General features: G+C 76.0%; 17 protein-coding genes and 1 pseudogene. 9 read left to right on the plus strand and 9 right to left on the minus strand.

From position 1 onward, the window contains the following. Window positions 1–41: 41 nt before the first annotated feature. The gene (locus tag KDL28_RS14980; protein ID WP_252438944.1) at window positions 42–470 is read right to left on the minus strand and encodes a pyridoxamine 5'-phosphate oxidase family protein; all 429 of its coding nucleotides are present in this window, start codon (window positions 468–470) and stop codon (window positions 42–44) included. A 526-nt stretch (window positions 471–996) separates the two neighbouring features. Here KDL28_RS14980 and KDL28_RS14985 point away from each other — a divergent pair. Further along, entirely contained in the window at window positions 997–1,650 is a 654-nt protein-coding gene (locus KDL28_RS14985; RefSeq protein ID WP_252438946.1) for a response regulator, read from the plus strand. A gap of 53 nt (window positions 1,651–1,703) precedes the next feature. Here KDL28_RS14985 and KDL28_RS14990 read toward each other — a convergent pair whose 3' ends face one another. Further along, window positions 1,704–1,979, minus strand: coding sequence for a DUF1918 domain-containing protein (locus KDL28_RS14990; RefSeq protein WP_252438948.1), 276 nt, complete (start codon window positions 1,977–1,979; stop codon window positions 1,704–1,706). A gap of 85 nt (window positions 1,980–2,064) precedes the next feature. Beyond that, window positions 2,065–2,463: pseudogene (locus KDL28_RS14995) on the minus strand (GAF domain-containing protein); the annotation flags it as partial. A 4-nt stretch (window positions 2,464–2,467) separates the two neighbouring features. Between KDL28_RS14995 and KDL28_RS15000 the strand changes: the two are divergent. Beyond that, window positions 2,468–2,914 (plus strand): hypothetical protein, encoded by a 447-nt coding sequence (locus KDL28_RS15000; protein WP_252439250.1) that lies wholly within the window; start codon window positions 2,468–2,470, stop codon window positions 2,912–2,914. Between the two features lie 20 nt (window positions 2,915–2,934). Here KDL28_RS15000 and KDL28_RS15005 read toward each other — a convergent pair whose 3' ends face one another. Continuing rightward, a complete protein-coding gene (locus KDL28_RS15005; protein WP_252438950.1) occupies window positions 2,935–3,816 on the minus strand; it encodes a universal stress protein in 882 nt (293 codons plus the stop codon). A gap of 249 nt (window positions 3,817–4,065) precedes the next feature. Here KDL28_RS15005 and KDL28_RS15010 point away from each other — a divergent pair, with 249 nt between their 5' ends. Further along, window positions 4,066–5,112: an Acg family FMN-binding oxidoreductase gene (locus tag KDL28_RS15010; protein WP_252438952.1), complete on the plus strand. Its 1,047-nt coding sequence runs from the start codon at window positions 4,066–4,068 to the stop codon at window positions 5,110–5,112. Window positions 5,113–5,178: 66 nt separating this feature from the next. Here the strand turns inward: KDL28_RS15010 and KDL28_RS15015 are convergent, their stop codons facing one another. Next, window positions 5,179–6,081 (minus strand): universal stress protein, encoded by a 903-nt coding sequence (locus KDL28_RS15015; RefSeq protein ID WP_252438954.1) that lies wholly within the window; start codon window positions 6,079–6,081, stop codon window positions 5,179–5,181. 524 nt (window positions 6,082–6,605) lie between these two features. Continuing rightward, complete coding sequence (locus KDL28_RS15020; protein ID WP_252438956.1) at window positions 6,606–7,376, minus strand: hypothetical protein; 771 nt, start codon at window positions 7,374–7,376, stop codon at window positions 6,606–6,608. A 228-nt stretch (window positions 7,377–7,604) separates the two neighbouring features. Here KDL28_RS15020 and KDL28_RS15025 point away from each other — a divergent pair, with 228 nt between their 5' ends. The 6 genes from KDL28_RS15025 to KDL28_RS15050 all read left to right on the plus strand — a co-directional run bounded on the left by KDL28_RS15025 (window position 7,605) and on the right by KDL28_RS15050 (window position 12,634). Then, window positions 7,605–7,802 (plus strand): hypothetical protein, encoded by a 198-nt coding sequence (locus KDL28_RS15025; protein ID WP_252438958.1) that lies wholly within the window; start codon window positions 7,605–7,607, stop codon window positions 7,800–7,802. A gap of 257 nt (window positions 7,803–8,059) precedes the next feature. Beyond that, window positions 8,060–8,629: a DoxX family membrane protein gene (locus tag KDL28_RS15030; protein ID WP_252438960.1), complete on the plus strand. Its 570-nt coding sequence runs from the start codon at window positions 8,060–8,062 to the stop codon at window positions 8,627–8,629. 277 nt (window positions 8,630–8,906) lie between these two features. After that, the gene (locus tag KDL28_RS15035) at window positions 8,907–10,688 is read left to right on the plus strand and encodes a PLL family lectin (protein WP_252438962.1); all 1,782 of its coding nucleotides are present in this window, start codon (window positions 8,907–8,909) and stop codon (window positions 10,686–10,688) included. Window positions 10,689–10,891: 203 nt separating this feature from the next. Beyond that, window positions 10,892–11,440: a hypothetical protein gene (locus KDL28_RS15040; protein ID WP_252438964.1), complete on the plus strand. Its 549-nt coding sequence runs from the start codon at window positions 10,892–10,894 to the stop codon at window positions 11,438–11,440. A 251-nt stretch (window positions 11,441–11,691) separates the two neighbouring features. Continuing rightward, a complete protein-coding gene (locus tag KDL28_RS15045; RefSeq protein ID WP_252438966.1) occupies window positions 11,692–12,270 on the plus strand; it encodes an alpha/beta fold hydrolase in 579 nt (192 codons plus the stop codon). Window positions 12,271–12,424: 154 nt separating this feature from the next. After that, a complete protein-coding gene (locus KDL28_RS15050) occupies window positions 12,425–12,634 on the plus strand; it encodes a hypothetical protein (protein ID WP_252438968.1) in 210 nt (69 codons plus the stop codon). Between the two features lie 165 nt (window positions 12,635–12,799). Here the strand turns inward: KDL28_RS15050 and KDL28_RS15055 are convergent, their stop codons facing one another. The 3 genes from KDL28_RS15055 to KDL28_RS15065 all read right to left on the minus strand — a co-directional run bounded on the left by KDL28_RS15055 (window position 12,800) and on the right by KDL28_RS15065 (window position 16,367). After that, on the minus strand, window positions 12,800–13,705 hold the full coding sequence (locus tag KDL28_RS15055) for a hypothetical protein (RefSeq protein ID WP_252438970.1): 906 nt from the start codon (window positions 13,703–13,705) through the stop codon (window positions 12,800–12,802). A 150-nt stretch (window positions 13,706–13,855) separates the two neighbouring features. Continuing rightward, window positions 13,856–15,685, minus strand: coding sequence for an AMP-dependent synthetase/ligase (locus KDL28_RS15060; protein ID WP_252438972.1), 1,830 nt, complete (start codon window positions 15,683–15,685; stop codon window positions 13,856–13,858). Between the two features lie 91 nt (window positions 15,686–15,776). After that, window positions 15,777–16,367 carry a TetR/AcrR family transcriptional regulator gene (locus KDL28_RS15065; protein ID WP_252438974.1) on the minus strand — a complete coding sequence of 197 codons (591 nt, stop codon included), beginning with the start codon at window positions 16,365–16,367 and terminating at the stop codon, window positions 15,777–15,779. Window positions 16,368–16,379 lie beyond the last annotated feature (12 nt).

A 16,379-nucleotide genomic window follows, 5' to 3' on the forward strand; every position in this document is an offset into this window, starting at 1 on the left:
CCGGGCGGGCGCGGTCGACGGCGGGGGGTGCCGCGCCCTGCTCAGTCGTGGTCGAGGCGCCGGCCGGTGAGCCGCTGCAGCGGGATGCTGATGGTGTGCAGGCCCTGCCCCGGCACCCAGGGTGGGGGCAGGCGCTCGGCCAGGTCGGCGAGCCGGACCGGGTCGACGACCTCGTACGCCTCGCCCACGCCGAGCACGCTCCAGCCGGTGCGCGCGGCCTCGTCGATGCGGTCCACCTGGAAGGCGACGACGTGGTGGCGGGTCGCGGCGGCCAGCTTGCTGCCGTTCGCCGTGCGGAAGACCACCTCCTCGTCGTCGAGGAGGTAGTTCACCGGCTGGGCAGCGGGCAGCGCGGACTCGGTGAAGACCACGCGCCCGACGACGCCCGTCGCCAGCAGGCGCAGGCAGGCGGCGCGGTCGAGCTCGGCGAATTCGCCGGCGACCGCGGCGCGGTCGGTCGACAGGGGCATCTGGTCATCCTCGGTCACGGCATCGACCACCGCTGTGGGCCGAAAGTCCCGTGTCGGGGTGCCCGATGGACCGGAGTTCACCGGGGCTCCTCGACGGCCGCCCGGGGCCGCTCGTCCCCGGCCCCGGGCGTGAGCTGCACGCGGACGAGAACCCTCCGCTCGGCCGCGGCGTGGAGCCCCGCCCGGTCCCGTCATGACGGGGGGTCGTTGGGCCCGGTCCGGGCGGGACGCAGGGCCGGTGGGAGCGCCCGGTCGGACCCTGCCGGCGATCGACGCTCAGGGCGGGCGCCGGGGCACCGGCACCTCCCGCGTCCAGCGGCACGGAGCAGCGACGAACCCGGAGGTGCGCCTGGGCGACGGCGGCGTCCGCGCCGCCCGCTGATCGCGCCGCCACGCCCCATCCTGCCGGTCGCCGCCTGCGGTGCGGCTCGGGACCATCGGCGTGCGGATCGCGGACCGAAGTCCCTTCGAGCCAGGGCCCGCCTGCACCTGCGCGGCCCGTTCCCTCGGCACTACCGTCCTTCCCGTGCCCATCACCGTGTTCCTGCTCGACGACCACGAGATCGTCCGGCGCGGCATCGCGCAGCTCCTCGAGAGCGAGGACGACATCGAGGTGATCGGCGAGGCCGGCACGGCGTCCCAGGCCCTCGCCCGCATCCCCGCGCTGCGCCCCGACGTCGCCATCCTCGACGTCCGCCTGCCCGACGGCGAAGGCGTCTCGGTCTGCCGTGATGTCCGCGCCGCCCTGGAGCGGCCGCCGGCCTGCCTGATGCTGACGTCATACTCCGACGACGAGGCGCTGTTCGGCGCGATCATGGCCGGTGCGTCCGGCTACCTGCTCAAGCAGGTCGCGGGCACCGACCTCGTCGGCGCCGTGCGCACCGTCGCCGCGGGCGGCTCGCTGCTCGACCCGAACGCGACCGCGGTCGTGCTCGAGCGGTTGCGCAAGGGCAACGCGCCCGAGGATCCTCGTTACGCCTCGCTCAGCCCGCAGGAGAAGCGCATCCTCGGGCTCATCGCCGACGGGCTGACCAACCGCCAGATCGGCGCCGAGATGTACCTGGCCGAGAAGACCGTGAAGAACTACGTGTCCTCGCTGCTGCACAAGCTCGGCTTCGCCCGGCGCACCGAGGCCGCCGTCTACGCCGCCGACCGCCGCCGCGACGGCCAGCAGGACTGACGCCGCGCCCGGCACCACGCACCGCCTCTCGTCGGACCGGGTCCGCGGGCCGGTCAGCTCGGCCACACGCCGATCGCGTCGCCGGCCGGTTCCGGCCAGTCGGCTTCCTTCGCCACGCGCGCGCCGTCCGCGGGTACGACGACCGAGTCGTGCGCCTCCCCGAGCCGGCGGACGCGGTAGCGCGCCGTCCCGTCGGGCGCCGGCAGCACGGCGGTGATCCGGCCCCAGTGCCACTGGTGCCCGTTGAGCGGGCCCGGGACGACGAACCAGTCACCGGCCACGGCCCCCACGGTCCGCTCCTCGTCCCGTTCCACATCACGGTCCTGCATGATCGCCACCTCCCTGACGGCGCCACGCGGTGGGGTCGACGAGCGGCCGGAGCACCGCCCCCGCGCCGGCGCATCCATCGCCCCGAAGGTTGCCGAACAGCGCGTCGCGCACCCGGACCGGCACGCCGAGGAAGCTGCGCATCGGCGGGTGGTTGGGCGGGAAGCCGACCGAGGCCTCGTGCGCGCCCAGATCCGCGAGCCGCAGCGGCCTCGGGTCCAGGATCAGCTGTCCGAGCAGGCCCTTGCCCTCGGGCAGCGGGCCCATCGTGGCCCGGGTCTCGTCGTCGAGCCCGACGTTGATGAACCGGCTGATCCGGCCGCCGGGGCCGAGCACGCCCAGTGCGCCGTACCGGGCGTCGACCAGCCCGACCGCGGCCTGCACGATCCGGTGCAGGGTGGTGTCGAGGTCGAGGTCGAGGTCCTCGGCGACGACCAGCACCGCGTCCAGCAGCAGCTGCATCCGGTCGCGGGAGCGGATGATCTCGGCCTTGGGACCCTCTCCACGGGCCCGTCGGGACATTCGTCCCCGGGCTCCGGGCCACTACCTGGCCGGGATCAGCGTCGTCATGATCGTCGGCCGGCTGCGCAACGTCAGCGGTGTGCCCGTCGAGGGCGACACCGTGCCGGCCGAGGTGGTCTCGTTCGCCTCCGGTCTCGTCGGCGTCCACGCGCCGACGGTCGCCGTCGCCGGCACCGTGTTCGCCCTGCTCGTGGTCCTGGGCCTGCTGCTGCCCCGGCTGCCCGGACCGCTGATCGCGGTGCTGCTGGCCGCCGCGGTGACCGCGGTGGCCTGCCTGGACGCGCTGGGCGTGCGGCACCGCAGCGGACGGGCCGAGCGGATCGACGAGGACCTGATCTTCCCGACCCCCGCCGACCGCCGTCGCCGCCTACCGCGCGGCCCACGACCTGACCGAGCCGACCAAGGCCCGACCTGACCGCAGCCGGGCCCGCCGGGTCAGCGGCGGACGACGGCGACCGGGCAGTGGCTGTGCTGCAGCAGGGCGTGGCTGACCGACCCCAGCACGAGCCCGGCGAGGTTGCCGTGCCCGCGCGAGCCGACCACCACGAGCTGCGCGTCGCGCGAACGCTCGACCAGCGCTCTGGCCGGAGCGTCGCGGGCGACGTCCAGGGTGAGCGGCACGGTCGGGTACTTCTGCGTCCAGCCGGCCAGCCTGCGCGCGAGGGTGGAACGGACCTGCTCCTCGGTGCCCGCCGCGTCGACCATGAGGGCGATCTGGGCGTCGTAGATGTGCTCCAGCCAGGCGTGCACGGCCACCAGGGGTGCGCCGCGGGCCGCGGCGGCCTCGAAGGCGAACGCGATCGCGGCGTCGCCGGCCGGCGAGTCGTCGACGCCGAGGACGACCGGCGCCGAGTTGCCCGGCTCGCGGTCCTCACCGCGCACGACGACCACTGGGCAGGCCGCCTTGGGGGCCAGCGCGACGGCCACCGACCCGATCAGCAGGCCGGTGAGACCACCCCGACCGCGGCTGCCGAGCACCAGCAGCTGCGCGTGCCGGGCCTCCTCGCCGAGCGCGCCGATGGGGGAGCCGACCACGACGGAGCCGTCCACGGGCCGGTCGGGGACCGTCCGCTCGGCCACGGCGACCGCATCGGCCAACTGCCGCTCGGCGTGGACCCGCAGGTCGCTGCGGTACTGCTCCCCCAGCTCCGGGGCGCCCGCGACGAGGTCGCGGTTGCGGGTCCACGCGAACGCCGTCACGAGGCGGAGCGGGGCGTTGCGGCGGCGGGCCTCGACCGCGCCCCACCGGGCGGCGGCCAGAGCGCTCTCGGAACCGTCGATCCCGACGACGACGGGTCGGCTGGTCGGTGCGGTCATCATGTCCTCCTCGAACGAACGACTGCCGTTACGCTGCGCGCCGCGTCCCGCCGGCCGGCAGTGGCCGCGGACCGCAGATCACCAGGTCGTTGGTCCCGACTCGGCCGGGCCGGTGGTCGGCACCGCGCCGCCGGTCGGCGCGGCCCGGTGACGTCAGGCCGAACGTCCCGGCCGCCGGGGGCCCAGCGGTCCTGCCCCGATCGGCTCACCGGCCGCATCCTCGGCGCACCCGAGCAGGGAGACGAGGCCATGGACGTCCAGCCACGCACCACCGGCAGCGGTGGACCCGACGATCGAGCCGACGCCGCGGCCGGCGACCCGGTCGCGGCGGTCGAGCTCGCGCTGCGCGCCCCGTCGGTGCACAACACCCAGCCGTGGCGGTGGCGGATCGGTCCGGACGAGGTGCAGCTGCACGCCGACCGGTTCCGCCACCTGGCCGCGACCGACCCCGACCGGCGGGACCTGCTGATCAGCTGCGGGGCGGCGCTGCACCACCTGCGGGCCGCGCTCGCCGGGGCGGGCGTCGCCGAGCGGGTGGCGCTGCTGCCCGACCCCGCCAACCGCCTGCACCTGGCCACCGTCCGGGCGGTGACCGGGCCACCGGACCCGGCCCTCGTCCGGATGGCGAGCTCGATCACCCGCCGACGCACCGACCGGCGCAGGCTCAGCCACCGACCGGTGCCGGCCGAGCTGCGCGACGCCCTGGTCAGGCGGGCGGGTGCCGAAGGCCCGCTGCTCGTGCCGGTGGTGGCCGCGGCGCGGCGCGAGCTGCTGCTGGCGACGCTGGCCGAGGCGTCGAGCCTGCAGCGCCACCACCCCGGCTACGCCGCCGAGCTGCAGCGCTGGACCCACCGACCCGCCCACACCCACGACGGCGTTCCGGCCGAGAACGTCCCCCCACCCCCGATCGGCGCGAGCGTGCCCGCACCGCAACGCCCCTTCGGACCCGCCGGCCTCGCCCGGAGCCCGGCCCGTCCGGGCCGCGACCCCGACGAGGACGACGGCGCGCTGTTCCTGGTGCTGGTGACCGCCGGGGACACCGAGCGGGACCGGATGCTGGCCGGTCAGGCCGCGAGCGCGGTCCTGCTCACCGCCACCGGGATGGGCCTGGCGACGACCCCGTTCAGCCAGGCCGTCGAGGTCGGGGCGAGCCGGCTGCGGCTGCGCCGCGACGTCCTGGGCATCCCCGAGCACCCGCAGCTGGTGATCCGCGTCGGGTGGCCGGCGCCGGGGGCCGACCCGCTGCCCGCCTCGCCCCGCCGCCCGTTCACCGCGGTTCGGCTCCCGACCGGCTGACGGCGCGGTGCCGGCGCCGGCCGGCGTCACCGATCACGGCCTGCCGGGCCATCGGCCGGCCGCGCATCACCGCTCCTGCGCGGCGGTGTCCGGGCGGACGACCGCGACCGGGCAGTGGCTGTGGTGCAGCACCGCGTGGCTGACCGAGCCGAGGACCAGGCCGGTGAGGTTGCCGCGCCCCCGCGATCCCACCACGACCAGCTGGGCGTCCGCGGACAGCCGGACCAGCGCGGCGGCCGCGCCGTCTCGACCGACGACGCGGCGGACCGGCACGTCGCGGTACTTCTCGCCCCAGCCCGCGAGCCGCTCGGCCAGCACGACCCGCTCCTCCTCGGCGATGGCGTCCCACTCCAGCAGGGGTGCCAGGTTCGGCGCGTACTCGACGTCGGTCCAGGTGTGCAACGCGACCAGCGGCACCCCCCGCGAGGCCGCGGCCGCGTAGCCGAAGGCGATCGCCGCCTCGCTGTTCGGCGTCCCGTCCACCCCGACGACGACCGGCCCCGTGGCGCGCTCGGCGCCGTCCGCACCGCGCACGACCACCACCGGGCACGACGCCCGTGCCGACAGCGCGACGCTCACCGATCCGACCACCAGCCCGGCGAGCCCGCCCAGCCCACGGCTGCCCAGCACCAGCAGCTGCGCGCGGTGGGTCTGGTCGGCGAGGACCCCGACCGGTGACCCGGTCAGCAGGTCCGCGCTCACCGGAAGGCCGGGCGCGGCGCTCTCAGCGGCGGTCGCGGCCTCGTCGAGGGCGCGCCGGCCGCGGGCGAGCAGCTCCTGGCGGAGCCGGTCGCCGAGCACGGGCCGGGCGACGAGCCGGTCGCCCGTCGGGACGACGGTCATGACCAGCAGTTCCGTCTCGCGGCGCGCGGCCTCGACCGCCGCCCAGCGCACCGCGTCGAGCGCGCTCCGCGATCCGTCGACCCCGACCACCACGGGTCGGGTGCCGGGTGCGACCCCAGGGCTCATCGTCGTCTCCTCCTCGAGGGCTCCGATCGCGGTCCCGCGGTCGGATCGGCTGCGTGTCCGGGCGGCCGACGGTCGCCGTCGCCGCCAACGCTGCCCGCCGGGGGAGTCGGTGGCCACCGCCCGGCGGCCCCCGTGGACGGGCCGTTGGACCCGGAGCACCGGGTCCATCCGCGGGCCGGACCGGTCCGCACGGCCCTGCCGGGGCGACCGCCGCTGATCCACGCTCGACCGCGCAGGCTGCGGGAGCAGCACACCATGACCCACCGACACGGCCCGGCCGACCTGCTCGGTCCGGAGGACACCGTCCGTCTCGACCCGACGGCCGTCACCGGGACGTCCACCGGCCGCGGGTCGTCGCGGCCCTCGGCGAGCTGCCCGGGGACGAACCGGTGCCCGTCGAGGCGGTCGACGCGGCCGGCCGCTGGACGGCGAACTCGTCCTGCTGCACGCGGCGCCGATCTCGTCCGCCGAGCGCCCACGATCCTCGTGGTGCCCCGTGCGGGCTGATCGGGCCGTCGCCCCGGTCAGCCGCGGGGCGCGACCGACAGCAGCAGGTACGGCGTCACCGCGGGATCCACTCCGGCGGAGCGCAGGGCGCGCGGCGTGGGATCGAGCCCACCCGGCCCGGCGAGCACCCGGGCGACGTGCCCGAGCACCGACGCGGTGAGCAGCACCCGTTCGAACGCGCGACCGGCGCGCAACTGGCACAGCGGCAGGTCCCGGGCCGCGGCGAGCAGCACGAGCAGCACCTCGTCGGGAACGTCGGTGCGCGCGTCGGGGGCGTCGACGAGGAGCCCGCGCGGGGTCGTGCGCCCGCCGTTCCCGACCGCGCTGCGCAGCCACGTTCCCTCGGCATCGGCGGCGAGGCGCAGGAACCGGCGCAGGACCGGCACCGGCGCAGGCGCCCGCCCGGCGCCACCGCGCAGGGCGACGTGCAGCGTTCGCTCGACGGGCGTCGGCGGGCGCTCGTCGCCGCGGCGCACGACGGCGAGCAGGCCCGGTCGGGCCGAGCGCGGCAGCAGCGTGGTGACCGGCCGGGTCCCCCTCGCGGCCACCGCCAGGTGCGCGGCGAACAGGCCCGCGCCGACCGCGATCCGGGTCTCCCGGGTTCCGGGGACGTCGTGGGCCGTCCCGCCCACTTCGCCGTGCAGCTCGAAGCCCTGGGGGATCGACTCGACCCACCACCGGCGGGCACCCGGCACGACCGGCACCGACCCGAGCACCGCCCGGACCGAGTCGGTGACCACGCCGTCGCGGCTCCCGGATCCGGCATCCACCACGTCCCGCACGCCCATCCGGCGAGTGTCGGTCGCGACGGCGTCCGCGACGACGGCCGACCGACCCGCTACCGGCCGCCGTTGGGCACCGACCACCGGTGCCCCCGGGCGACCGGACCCGGGACTTCCGCCCCTCCCCCGCAGCGCGGACCCGCTCACCCTGGAACCGCGGCAGCACCGCACGAGCACCCGGACAGACAGGACGAGCGCCATGCAGGCCGAGCAGGACCGACTCGCGGCTCCCCGGTGAACGCCACCCGCACCGGACCGGCCGCCGGTCCGGTCGAGGTGCTCGTCCGCGGTGGCGAGTGCCACCGCGCGGTCCGCCTCGACCGGCGGATCGCCCGGGTCCCGCGGACCCGGCGCGGGGACCGGAGCGTCCCGGCTCCCGCCGTGGCCGACGACGCCGCGACGAGCGAGCAGGTCCCGCCGGCCGAGGAGTGAGCCGGCACGGACGCCGGCTGCGCCACCCCAGCCGCGCGTCCCCGACGGCACGGCTCCCGGGCGCCCGGCGCGGCCCGCGACCGCCACCGTTGAGGCCGCCGCTCGCCGCGGTTCGAGGTGCCGATGGTCCCGCGGGGGACGCCGATCGCGATGACCTTCGACCCGGTCAGGACGGGCAGTTGTGCAGGCGCGACCGGACCGGTCCGCGCGGGAGTGTTCTGGTGCAGGCAACGAGAGAGCACAGGGAAGAAGGAGCCATGAGCGTCCGACACACGACCCAGGCGGACCACGCGACCACCCTCGCGGCCGGCACCACAGCGGCCAAGGCCCTGGCGGTGCTGCGGATCAGCACCGGCCTGGTCTTCCTCTGGGCCTTCCTCGACAAGCTGTTCGGCCTCGGCTACGCCACCACCGCCGAGCGGGCCTGGATCAACGGCGGATCCCCCACCGAGGGCTTCCTCGGTGGCGTCGAAGTCGGACCCTTCGACACCGCCTTCCAGGCCATCGCCGGTGCATGGTGGGCCAACTGGCTGTTCATGGCAGGCCTCGCCGGCATCGGCATCGCCGTCACCCTCGGCATCGCCCTGCGCCTCAGCGCCATCGCCGGCACCATCATGATGCTGCTGATGTGGCTGGCCGAGTTCCCGCTCGACCGCTTCACCGCCGCGGGCGAACCCAGCATGTCGACCAACCCCGTCATCGACTACCACATCATCTACGCCATCGCGCTGATCGTCGCCGCCATGACCTACGCCGGCCACACCTGGGGCCTGGGCAAGCAGTGGGCCGCCCTGCCCTTCGTGCAGCGCCAGAAGTGGCTGATCTGACCCGCACAACCCGTTCGGCGATCATGTCGTCCTCCTCGGGTCCGGCCCGACGCTGCTCCACGACGACGGGGAACGGCAGCGGCGCAGGTCCCGCGCCGCGCGGGCCGTTCGGCTCCACGCAGGCGGACGCCACCGGGGACGGGTCCTTCCGCGCCCGTCCGGTGCCGGAACCTGCCCGGCCCGCCCCGCTGGGGTGGGGTGAACGACTCCGGCCAGGTGCGGGCGTGGTGGACAGGCGCGAGACGAGCGGCCGTCCACCGGAGGGAGGACAGCCCTGGTGCCGACGGCGGAGCCGACGGTCTACTGGCCCGGCCACCCGCCCCTGGAGGTGCCCGTGCCGTCCCGTCCGCGACTCCCCCGCAGGGTGGCGGGCATGCTGCTGGCCGTGGCCACCGCACTGGCCCTGACCACGGTCGCGGCCCCGGACCGGGCGGGCGCGGCCCCGGTGCCGGACGCGACCGGACCGAGCTCGCCCGCCGTCGCCGCGTCGCGGCCCGGCCGGGTCGACCTGTTCACCCGGTCGGACACCGGGCGCCTCGAGTACCGGTACCGGCCCGCCGGGGGCTCGTGGACCCGACCGATCGACCTCGGCGGCGCGCTGGCCTCCCAGCCCGCGGTCGTGTCCTGGGGACCGGGTCGGCTCGACGTGTTCGCCCGGGGCACCGACGACCGGCTGTGGCACCGCGCCTACGACGGGGCGCGCTGGTGGGACTGGGCAGCGCTGGGCGGGTCGCTGCGCTCGGGCCCGGCCGTCGCGTCCTGGTCCGCGGGCCGGCTCGACGTGCTCGTCCGCGGGTCCGACGGCGCCCTGTGGCACCGCGCCTTCGACGGCACCCGCTGGTGGGGCTGGGCGTCCCAGGGCGGGACGGCGACCTCGGCCCCGGCCGTCGCGTCCTGGTCGGCGGGCCGGCTCGACGTGGCCGTCCGCGGACCCGACGAGGGGTTGTGGCACAAGGCGTTCGACGGCGGCCGCTGGGGCGAGTGGGCTCCCCTCGGTGGGGTGCTCGCCTCGCAGCCGGCGATCGCGGCGTCCGGCCCGGGCCTGCTCGACGTCGTCGTGGTGGGCCCGGACCGGGCCGCGCACCTGCGCCGCTACCGCCCCGACACCGGCTGGGCCGGGTGGAGCTCGCTGGGTGGGCGGTTCTCGTCGGGCCCCGGCGCGCACGCCGACGGCGGCGCGGTGCGGGTCGTCGGCCGGGCTCCGGACGGGGTCGTCCACGAGGCGACCCGCCCCTCGCCGTCGGGCGACTGGTCGGGCTGGACCGCGGCCGACCCGTACCGGCCGTTCCGGGGGCTCGCGACGTGGGTCGACGTGTTCGACTACGCCGCGCTCGACCCGGTGACGGCGGTCGCCGACATGCGGGCGCGCGGCGTGCGCACCCTGTACCTGTCCACCGCCCGGTTCACCAGCGGCGCGGACTTCCACGACGCCGTCGCCGCCGGCCGGTGGCTGGACGAGGCGCACCGGGCCGGGCTCAGCGTCGTCGGCTGGTACGTCCCCGGGTACGGGGACATGGCCCGCGACCTGCGGCGCACCACCGCGATCGCCGAGTACGCCAGCCCCGGCGGGCAGCGCTTCGACGCGGTCGGGATCGACATCGAGCGCCTCGACGAGGTCGACCGCGCGCGGTTCGCCGAGCGCCTGGTGACCCACCTGGCCGAGGTCAGGGCCCGGACCGACGCGATGGTCGTGGCGATCGTGCCCGCGCCGTTCACCACCGACCCGGGCAACAACTGGGCCGGGTTCCCGTGGACCGCCGTCGGCGAGCGCAGCGAGGTGGTGCTGCCGATGGCGCTGTGGTCCTACCGCACGGACCTCACCCCGGACCAGGTGCACGCGTGGGTCCTCGACCAGGTGCAGCGGGCCCGGGCGCTGACCGGCCGCCCGGTCTCCGTCGAGGGCGGGGTCGCCGGCGCCGGCCGCACCCCGCTGACCGCCGACCGGATCGCCCGGTTCGTCGACGCCGCCCGCGACGGCGGCGCGATCGGCGCCGGCCACTACGACTACGCGAGCACCGACCCCGCGTTCTGGCCGCTGCTCGCCCGGGTGAACGGCTGAGCCGGACGTGGCCGCCGGGCAGGGCGTGATCGCCGGCAGTTCCTCCTGCACGTCCTTCCGGCCCGGCCCTCCTCGCCCTCTGGCCGAGGGCGGCGAATCGGGCGTACAGGGTTGTCCCTCATCCGGACGCGGGCTGTCCCGCTGCCGCGACCGGCCGCCCCGGCGGAGGCTCGACGGAGCCGGACCGACCCGAGGGGATCCCGATGAACGAGTGGCTGACCGAGCTGGTGTCCTGGGCCTGGGGCCGGCACCACAACATCCTGAGCTGGTACATCCGCCCGCTGTTCCTGCTGCCGTTCTGCTTCTTCGCCTGGCGGCGCAGCTGGGCCGGCACCATCGGCACGGTAGTCGCGCTGATGTCGTCCATCGCGTGGTTCCCGACGCCGTCCACGCCGGACCCCGCGGTGATCGAGATGCTGCGCGTCGAGCAGGAGTACCTGCTCGGCGAGTGGACGATCTGGAAGGTCGCGGCGGCACTGCTCATCCCGCTGCTCTTCGTCGGCCTCGGCGCCGCCCTCTGGCGGCGATCGCTGGGCTGGGGCCTGGTCGTGATCAACGCCGGGGTGCTGTTCAAGGTCGTCTGGACGTTCGTCGTCGGCGGGGGCGAGGGCGCGCTCGCGCACCTGCCCACCGCGCTGATCGGGCTGGCCGTGGTCGACGCCGTGCTGATCGGCGTGGGCCACTGGCTCAAGCGCCGCGCCGCGACCTCCGCCGCGCGCGCCGACGCCCCTGCTCCCGCCGAGGTGCGGTGACATGGCGGCCGCGCGGGCCCTCGCCGACACCTTCGCCGGGCGGCTCTCGTTCGTCCGGATCGACGGTGGCGCGGCGCCGCTGGTGGTGCCGCCCGGCCTCGCGCTGGCCAACGGGGCCCCGAGCGGGCCGGCCGTGACCACCTACGCCCGCGCGTTCCACCGGCTGGCCCGGGACCACACGCTCCACATCGTCCAGCGGCCGCAGGGGCTCGCCGACGGCGACCGCCGACCTGGCCGCCGAGTACGCCGCGGTGCTCGGGCCCGAGATCGGCCGCTTCGACCTGATGGGCCTGCCCACCGGCGGCATGATCGCCCAGCAGCTGGCGCTGGCGCACCCGGACGCGGTGCGCCGGCTCGCGCTGGTCGTCACGGGCGCCCGGCTGGCCCCGTCCGGGCAGCGGATCTGCCTGCGGTGGCTGGAGCTGGCCCGCGCGCGGCGCTGGCGCGAGCTGACCGGCGACATGGCCGCGGAGGTGGTCGACGGCCCCGTGCTGCGCGGGCTCGCGCGGACGATCATGTCGCTGACCGGCACCGCCCCCACCGTCACCGAGGCCGCCGACTTCGTGACCACCACCTCGGCGGTGCTGGCGGTGCTGGCGGTGCTGGCGGTGCTGGCGGTGCTGGCGGTGCTGGCGGTGCTGGCGGTGCCGGCGCTGGTCCTGGGCGCGTCGGTCGACCCGTTCTTCCCGGCGGACGCGCTGGCGGCGACCGCGGCGGCGATCCCGGACGCTGAGCTGCGGATCTTCCCGGGCAGCGGGCACGGCGGGCCCAAGCAGCGCTCCGGCCCGATGAAGGAGGCCGTGGCCGCGTTCCTCGGCGTCGACCGGTGAGGGCGTCCGTCGGTGTGCTCACCGCGGTCGCCGGGCGGCCGGCCCGGTTCTCGGCGTCACGCCGCCGTCCTGGTCGCCGAGCTGTCCGCGGCCGGGACCCGTCGAGGCCGGGCTGGCCGGCTACACCGCACGCCGCCGCCCGGCGGTGCACGCCGTGCAGACCAGGGCCGACCGGTTGACCCGGCCGGCCCACCTGCGCTCACCGTCGGCCCGCCGGCTCCGCGACGCCGCCCTCGGCGTCGCCGGTCGCCGACCGGGCGCCGCGGAGCGGATCGTCCGCGACGTGCAACAGGAGGACCCCGCGACCCTGCTCGCGCTCGTCAACGACATCGGCGAGCCGAGGCGGACACCGTCGACGACCTGATGGCCGGATCCCGGGCGCCGCGCATCGCCACCTCCATCTGGTTCGTGCGGCTCAGTGGGCCCGCTTCACCGGCGACGACCACGACCGCGGATCCGCTCACCCGGGTCGTCCCCGGTCGCGCAGCAACCGGCGCAGCGTCTTGCCGGCTCTGGGAGCGCCCACGCGCTATTGCCCGGGGAGGCGGCCGGCGATGGCCGAGACGTAGTCCGCGGCGCGGTCCAGGCCGGAGGCCAGCACGACGGCGCGGCCGTCGGATCGGAACGCGATGACGCTGCCGGGCCCGGGGTGGCGGGGCGGCAGCACGAGACCGTGCTCGGCGAAGACCGGTACCAGCTCCGTCCAGCGAGGAGGCTGCGCACCCATCAGCGCGCGGCTCGTGCGCAGCCGGGCCGGGGCGCGCCTACCAGTGGCCTGCTCCCCCGGTTCGTCGTATGGGCCGAGCACGAGGAAGAGCTTCCCGGTCGCACGGTGCGCGCGGATGAGCCGCAGCTCGTCCCGAAGGGGTTCAGAAGTCTGCGGGAGCATGATGATGCAGCGCACGGCGGGGATCAGCCGCTCGATGTCGTCCTGCCAGGAGAGGTCCGACGCGTAGTGGCGCACGACCGGACCTTCCGGGGGCAGGCGGTCGCCGGGAGCGCCGAGCCCGATGATCGGCCCGACCTGCGCGGTCAGCTCCGGCCCGAGGTAGCGCTCGAAGGACAGGAACTCTTCGTCCGGGTCGACGACGAGGGCCTTCAGCCGATGGCGCCCGTGGCGGTCGTCGGACTGCGAGAACGGCGCCTTCTCCCCGCGGAAGGGCCGGAGGAACAGGACGGAGTCGGCGGCCGTCGGGAAGTCCTCGATCGAGTCCGCCTGCGGCAGAGCCTGCCGGCGGGACATGCGAAAGCACAGCACGAAGGCCGTGCCGAAGATGAGCAACGCACGAAGCGCGTGGTCCAGCCCGTCCACCAGGACGAGGACGACCGGGACGACCACCGCGGCGCAGAGCGCGACGTAGGCGAGCGCCAGCCACGGGACGCCACTGCGACGGCGCCCACCGGGGCGGGGTGGTCTCGGGGCACTGGCCGGCACGCGACCTCCTCCGGGGCTCCGGGCTGCTGGCGCAGCGACTCGCGCTCCTCACGAGCACCGCGGCGCTGCGCCTGATACCCGCGGCTCAGCACGACCATCGTCGCGCCCGGTGGAGTGAGCCCCGGCCCTGACCCCGTACCGGCGGTCGGCTCAGGCCTGGCGGACGGTCGCGTACATGTCCTCGACCTGCTCCGCCCAGCGTTCCTCGACCTTCGTGCGCCGGACCTTGAGCGAGGCGGTCAGCTCGCCGGACCCGACCGTGGGCGCATCGATGATCCGCCAGTACTTCACGGTCTCGAAGGGCGCCAGGTCGGCGTTCGTCGTGCGGACGTGGGCGTCGAGCGCGGCGGCGACGGCGCCCTCGCGGGCGGATTCCTCCGCCCGGGCCAGGTGGTCGGCGACCGCGTCGGGGTCGAGCGCCAGGAGCGCCACGCAGTACGGGCGCCCGTCGCCGACGACCACGGCCTCGGAGACGAGGGGCGAGAGCTTCAGCGCACCCTCGATCTTGGTGGGGGCGACGTACTTGCCGCCCGAGGTCTTGATCAGCTCCTTCTTGCGCCCGGTGATCGTGAGGAAGCCCTCGTCGTCCAGGCTGCCCAGGTCGCCGGTGTGGAACCAGCCGTCCGCGTCGATGGCGGCGCGGGTCTCCTCCTCCCGGTTGTGATAGCCGGCCGTGATGTTGCGACCGCGGGCGAGGATCTCGCCGTCCGCGGCGATCCGCAGCTCCACGCCCGGCAGCGCCTGCCCCACGGTGCCCAGCCGCACCCGGCCCGGGCGGTTGGCGGTCAGCCCCGGGCAGGTCTCGGTCAGGCCGTAGGCCTCGTAGACCTGCAGGCCCAGGGCGTACAGGAACAGCAGGACGGACGGCTGCAGGGGCGCGGACCCGCTCAGCAGGGCGCCCGCCCGGTCCAGTCCGAGGCCGGCCCGGATCCGGGCGAGGACCAGGCGGTCCGCCACCGCCCAGCGCAACCGTGCGGAGACCGAAGGGGTCCCGCCCTCCAGCCGGGTGGCCGCGACCTCCTCGCCCACGCCGAGCGCCCACACCGCCAGCGCCCGCCGGGGACCCGGCGACCCCTCGATGCGGCGCAGCACCCCGGCCCGCAGCTTCTCGTAGACCCGGGGTGCCGCCGGGACGAAGCCCGGCCTGGTCTCGACCAGGTCGGCGACGACGGTCGGCACCGAGGACAGCACCAGTGGCAGGTCGTGCACCGGGGCGGCGAACTGCACCAGCCGCCCGAAGGAGTGCGCCAGCGGCAGGAACAGGAACAGCCCGGCCTCGCGCATCGCGTCGCTGAGGATGCCGACCTCGGCGGTCCCGCTCACGATCGCCAGGTGGTTGGCGCTGGTCTGGGTCACCGCCTTCGGCGGCCCGGTGGTGCCCGAGGTGTAGGTGAACGTCGCGAGGTCCCCGGCCGAGACCGACGTGCGGCGCGTCGCGAGCTCGGCGCCGACCGACTCCAGGTACGCGCGCCCGCGCTCCTCCAGCGCGCTCAGCGACTCCCAGTCGTCGCCGGGTTCCAGGCCGGTCGGGTCGATGACGACCACGTGCTCCAGGACCAGCTCGGACGGGTCGTAGTCGCGGTCGAAGAACCGGAAGCCCTCCCGGACGGAGACGGCCTTCCGGTAGAGCGCGGCGTCGCCGACGATCAGCACGCGGATCGCGGTGTCCACGTGCGCGTAGCCGATCTCCGGCGCGGGCAGGCTGGTGTAGATCGGCACGGTCTGGGCGGCCACCGACAGCGCGGCGAAGTCGCAGGCGATCCACGCCGCCGAGGTCTCGGCCACGATGCCGACCCGGTCGCCGGGCCGCAGCGGTGCCGGACCGGTGAGCAGCCCGGCGGCGATGTGCTCGACGCGGGTCCGCAGCTGCGCCCAGGTCACGTCGGTCCAGGCACCGCCCTCGCGATGGCGCAGCGCGACGTCCGATGGCGAGGCGTCTGCGCGGTCGTGCACCAGTGTGGCGAGGGTCTCGAACGGCATGCGGAGAAGGTACCGACTGGAAGTCGGTAAGTGAAGGACGTGGGTGCGCCGGGGACCGGGCGCGACGGAGCACAACCGACTGCGAGTCGGTTCAGGAGGCGCGCGAGGCCAGTCCGGACAGCAGATCTCGCAGCACCTCGCCGTACCGCGGCGCCGCTCGGTCCGGTTCCGGTGCGCGCCCGAGCGCCAGTGCGGCCTCCATGACCGCACCCAGCATCAGCCGCGTCGCCGCCGCCACCCGCTCCGGGTCGGTCCCCACCGGGAGGATGGCCTCGAGGGCGGCGCGCGTCATGCCGGCGAAATGGGCGTCGTCGATCTCGCGCCAGCGCTCCCAGCCCAGCACCTCCGGACCCTCGACGAGCACCAGCCGCCGCCGCGCGGGGTCGGCGGCGCGCTTCAGGTAGCCCTCCAGCGCCGCGGCCAGGTCGTCGCTCGACAACGGGTCCGGAGCCCGGTCCGCCCGCAGCTCGTCGGCGATCTCGCCCTGGAGCTGGTCGACCACCGCGTCGAGCAGCGCCCGCTTCGAGGAGAAGTGGTGGTAGAACGCCCCCTTGGCCACCCCGGCCCGGGCCGTCACGTCGTCGACCGTCACCCCGGCGTACCCGGCCTCGGTCATCAACGACCGTCCGGCCCCGAGGATCGCGGCGATCGTGCGCTCGCTGCGCTCGCGCTGGCTCACCACGACGGCATCGTT

It is taken from the genome of Pseudonocardia humida (assembly GCF_023898865.1).
In the GTDB taxonomy this organism is placed as follows: domain Bacteria; phylum Actinomycetota; class Actinomycetes; order Mycobacteriales; family Pseudonocardiaceae; genus Pseudonocardia; species Pseudonocardia humida.

Coding starts and splice junctions, on each gene's coding strand:
- KDL28_RS14980 (WP_252438944.1), bottom strand. CDS start 470: ATGCCCCTGTCGACCGACCGCGCCGCGGTCGCCGGCGAATTCGCCGAG.
- KDL28_RS14990 (WP_252438948.1), bottom strand. CDS start 1,979: ATGCAGGACCGTGATGTGGAACGGGACGAGGAGCGGACCGTGGGGGCC.
- KDL28_RS15005 (WP_252438950.1), bottom strand. CDS start 3,816: ATGACCGCACCGACCAGCCGACCCGTCGTCGTCGGGATCGACGGTTCC.
- KDL28_RS15010 (WP_252438952.1), top strand. CDS start 4,066: ATGGACGTCCAGCCACGCACCACCGGCAGCGGTGGACCCGACGATCGA.
- KDL28_RS15015 (WP_252438954.1), bottom strand. CDS start 6,081: ATGAGCCCTGGGGTCGCACCCGGCACCCGACCCGTGGTGGTCGGGGTC.
- KDL28_RS15020 (WP_252438956.1), bottom strand. CDS start 7,376: ATGGGCGTGCGGGACGTGGTGGATGCCGGATCCGGGAGCCGCGACGGC.
- KDL28_RS15030 (WP_252438960.1), top strand. CDS start 8,060: ATGAGCGTCCGACACACGACCCAGGCGGACCACGCGACCACCCTCGCG.
- KDL28_RS15040 (WP_252438964.1), top strand. CDS start 10,892: ATGAACGAGTGGCTGACCGAGCTGGTGTCCTGGGCCTGGGGCCGGCAC.
- KDL28_RS15060 (WP_252438972.1), bottom strand. CDS start 15,685: ATGCCGTTCGAGACCCTCGCCACACTGGTGCACGACCGCGCAGACGCC.